2 protein-coding genes are annotated in these 4,272 nt (G+C 47.6%); both read right to left on the reverse strand.

What is annotated here, in order from left to right:
* Window positions 1–1,186, reverse strand: a 1,186-nt coding sequence (locus KDK17_RS16480; RefSeq protein WP_257288564.1) for a hypothetical protein, incomplete at its 3' end; no start/stop codon positions are given.
* A 169-nt stretch (window positions 1,187–1,355) separates the two neighbouring features.
* Window positions 1,356–4,272: transglutaminase domain-containing protein (locus tag KDK17_RS16485; protein WP_257288565.1), on the reverse strand; the 2,917-nt coding region annotated here is incomplete at its 5' end.

The following is a 4,272-nucleotide window of genomic DNA, read 5'->3' on the forward strand; positions in this document are numbered from 1 at the left end:
TGGCAATCGGGTTCAGCCATCCCGAAATATTACTTTGGTTAATGATGATCGGGGGAGCTGATGGGAGCTCTTTGACACAGGAGTGGGACAAGCTACGGAACAGTGAATGAAGCTCGTCCTTCTCCAGGGGCATTTGATAAAACTGAACATCGTCGGGTAACTGACAGAGCTTGCCATTGCTCTCGTACCACTTTTGCGCAAGTATCTGTCGAATTGCCTGTTCAAAGGCCAGATCCTGCCAGTCGGCCCCTTTCAGAATCACCCGCTGTCCAGCTCTTAATGACTCAAGCCTGCCGGGGATATGCTGGATTCGTCCTTGTTTATCTACTCCGGGTCCACCCAAAAGCAAGTGTCGCCAGTTAGTGTGCATGTGGCAGTCAATTAAAACGGTATTGTCGTCATCCATAGCGCTTTCGGCGCCGGGGAGTTCAGCCAATACCGGAGGAACCTTGCTGATGTCCATCGCTCCGCCATCGTCGCTCTGTGCATCAAACTGCCAGGTATTTTCCGGTCGATTAATTCGCCGCCAGAAATCAGCGCCCGGAGCCTTGACACTCTGACCAACCAATTCCAACTGCTCAGGGTTTGCCACAACCAGCAAAGCAACATGCTCACCCAGAGGGCGCTTCTTCTGTCTGGCTTTGTCGTAGAGACAGGGGCTATCCGGGTCCAGTAAATCGTTAAATTTCGGAAGCTCCTCACTGGTGAGCTTGCGGATATCCATCACCAGAGTGAGTGGCTGTGTCCCTTCAAACAGCTTGCCTGAACGCAGAGAGTGGCGACCATCCTCGGCAATGCTCAAGCGGGTCACCAGATTAGCCTGTGAGAGGTCATCGGGATGGGAGATAAGGGTGACATCCCGATGTTCATCGCCGGCCCGAGCCACTAAAAGCTGTCGAACCTCATCATCGCCGGCGACAAAACGAAAATCGAAGGAATGAGAGGCACCGGGGAGCAAGGAATCCGTTGAGGATACGGTTCTGTTTTTGTCAGGTGACGCAATCGGAGGTGGTGATATGGTTAGTTTGGAGGTCAACTGATTGCAAATTTCTACCTTCATACTTGATGATGACTCCAGCTTTGCTCTTTTATCTGGCACACCACCATCAGACACGGCGATATCAGACACGCCACTATTTAGAGTTAGAGCACGTTTGTTCATTGCCCCACCAATCGAACCATCCATAGTCGATCTCCTTCATGTCATCTCAAGGACTGTATTGAAATTGTTTAACCCTCTGACTTTCAGATTGGATGAAAGTTCCATTTGGATAGACACGCGTAACTATCAAAATGCGACGCCCTTATGGAATATTCATGAAGTGTGGTAAACAGAGAAAAAATTCTGCCTGGTTTTACATCAATGAGTCGTAAATCGAATTCAAATTCACGCTGTTTAAAAACTCTTCAGCAATTATTGTCAGCTCATTGGGTTTCAGCACCAGGGCATTACTGGCGTTGAGTGCCTGCCGTAAGTGGGTATCCCTGAGAGTCCTCTCAAGCCGGTGGGGGCTGATAATTTCATGCATCATGGCAAATAGCTCTTCTGGTGAGGATGGATCATGAGCGCCATAGTTGTCCACGTATCTCTCTATACTGATGGTGTCCGCCATAGAGGCATTGACCCAGCAATACGTTAAAGAACCAGATTTTGAGTGCGTCATTTCATACAGGTAATAACTGAAGGCCAGCTGAATCGCTAGTTTGTATTTGAATTTTAAATCATCCAAAAGCCTTTGATCCCACCATGACACATCACAGGCATTGAGTTTGATTTTTTCCGATAATTGCTTCAAGTCCGGGCTGCTCTCAACTTCTCGATCACACAGAACATTGATTTTTTTCCAAATGATGCCTTCCCAGAGAGGTCGCCCCAGAATAATCACCGGACGGTGGTTCTCCTTGCCAGAGTTCAATTTCGAAAACGCGGGTTGGTGCACCAGCATTCGTTCTACATTCGGAACTCCCTGGGGTTCGCCCGTCCAGGCGATCTGTAAGGATGAACGGGTAATCTTACCTTCCAGGAATGGCGAAAACCCTTCATGACAATGAGTCACGAACCAGGCTTCATCGTTTATATTTTGGTATTTTCTATAAACCAACCGCCATATCTGGCTATTTTTTTCTCTGGACAAGAACATCCGGTACCACTTTTTCAGAGAATGGGCGGCTTCTACCTTCAGTTCATCGACGTCTTCCAGGCGCACCAATATCTGATGCTGTTGATGAGCACCCACAATATGGCCTTTATAGATCGGCGGTGAATCCAGCCAACACGATTCCAGAGTTTTACGGGCAAATTGAATAACCGAAGGTCTGGTTAAGTCAATGTGCTTCAGTATATCCACAATTAGACGTAACCAGTGCGTAGGGCTTACTCCGCCCTGAACAATCATTTTTGAATGAAGAAACTTGAGTTTTCCTGTGACCTGATCTTCATCGCTGTTGGACAAGATTTGTCTTACTGCCTCTGGCAGAGGGTTATGAAGATGACTATCGTCGCAAACCAAAAAATCGATACATTCCTCCACGAAACAACTCAATGTTTTTGTCTCCAGCAACTCCAACATTGAGAAGCCCATGGAAAAACCGGTTAAATTTTTTTCCTTCCAAAGGTTCCTTACTATTTCGAAAGTACTTAGATTGGTTTTTGGTAATGCAGTGTTTGCCACAAAAGCGTTGTTCAGTTCCTTCAGGCTCATGCCACAGGCTTTAGCCAGGGTTTGCTGTTGTGCTAAATCAGCCCCTTTCAGGAGTTCCTTCAGGAGATGCAGAGTCTTCTTTGTCTCACTGCTGGAAGCGGGGACCTTTCTTGTGGGCTGGAAAGCAGGTGTGATTTCTGTTGTCCCACCGGGCGCACCGTCCAAATCCACTGATTCCCAGGTTTGGCCTCTATCCACAGAATACTCAGCAAAGCAGTGGACACGACTGGAAATTTCCCGACATGAAATCCCAAAATAACGACAAAAAGCGATAAAAACAGGCACACGATGACGACAGCTGCCTTGTCGCCGTGTTACCAGGAAACGAAAGAAATTTTCTTTGGCTTCTGGTTCAGCGTCACCGGAAAACTGTTTGCAATACTCCGTGATTGCGTTAATTCGTTGCCTGGTGTCTTTAGTGTCATTGATTGTTTGCAAAAGCTCCTTCATTTCGGTTGGGTGTCGGTCAATATTTGTAAACAGCTCTTTCAGTACGTTTTTCATACCCTCTGTACACTGGGCGTCAAAAGGTATTGATCGTCCTGGCCGGACTTCTTTAGTACGTGCATTTCCCCCCGGTTTTCCGGGTTCTACGACATAAGTACATTGAATACTCTGGTGGGCTTTGGCCTGTGGAATAAAGAGTGTGTAAAGCCCGGTATATCGATCCCTGATCAGCTTGAACGGCAAACCGTGCTCAATACGCAGAGCCACGATAGTCTCGTGAGGCGTCAGGCTGGGCAATGGATATTCACCATTCTCTGATGACAGCTCAAGGGTCGCCAGCGTTTGATCTCCGGTTAATGCAATTTCCTGGCCATACTCTGGTAACGGATCAGGTATGAGGGTTTCTACCCCCAGAAGGTGGTGACTATCAAGATTGATCTTTTTGATATCACCCTCAGCAGTCACATAAACATGTTTTGCCCGCCAGCGATACATCCTGGGAGAATGGTTATGCGTATCAAAAATTTTATGAATTTCACCTTTTGGGATCTCCAGAGCCTCATAGTTCGTTGTTCGATCCAATGCCTCAGCCTGTTTCTCCAAAGCTTCTGGAATGCCTGGTTCAGGAGCGTCATCACTGCCAGCTGATGCTTCTTTAATAAAATCATTCATCAAATGGTTCGGCAGATCACTTATCTGATGCCAGAGTGCCGGACACAATTGAACCTCATTGGCGTTCCATGCCTCTAGCCGCCGATCAGTTTCCCGAAGATAAGGCTGGCAAGCCGGTGTTTTCAGCGTTTGTTCTTGCTCTTTCGTCAGGGGAAACACGCTATTAACGTCCACGCCCGTCTGGCTAAACCCATGATTAAACCAGCGCTGCTGCCAGTGTCGGTACAGTGACTGAGTGAGCATATCGTCTGACTGATCCGGCTTCAGGGAAAGACCGGATGCCTGCCACCTGGCCTGAGCTACCATCCTGATGATCTCCGTTCTGGCTTCTTCTTTACTCAGACGAGTCTTAATACAAATTTCATGGCGTTTCTCATCAATACTGTTGAGATCACCGCGTCCTACTACCCACGGACGATCAGTGTCCGATACCATTTGGTTGAACCAATGG

Source organism: Endozoicomonas sp. SESOKO2 (assembly GCF_024606245.1).
Classification (GTDB): domain Bacteria; phylum Pseudomonadota; class Gammaproteobacteria; order Pseudomonadales; family Endozoicomonadaceae; genus Endozoicomonas_A.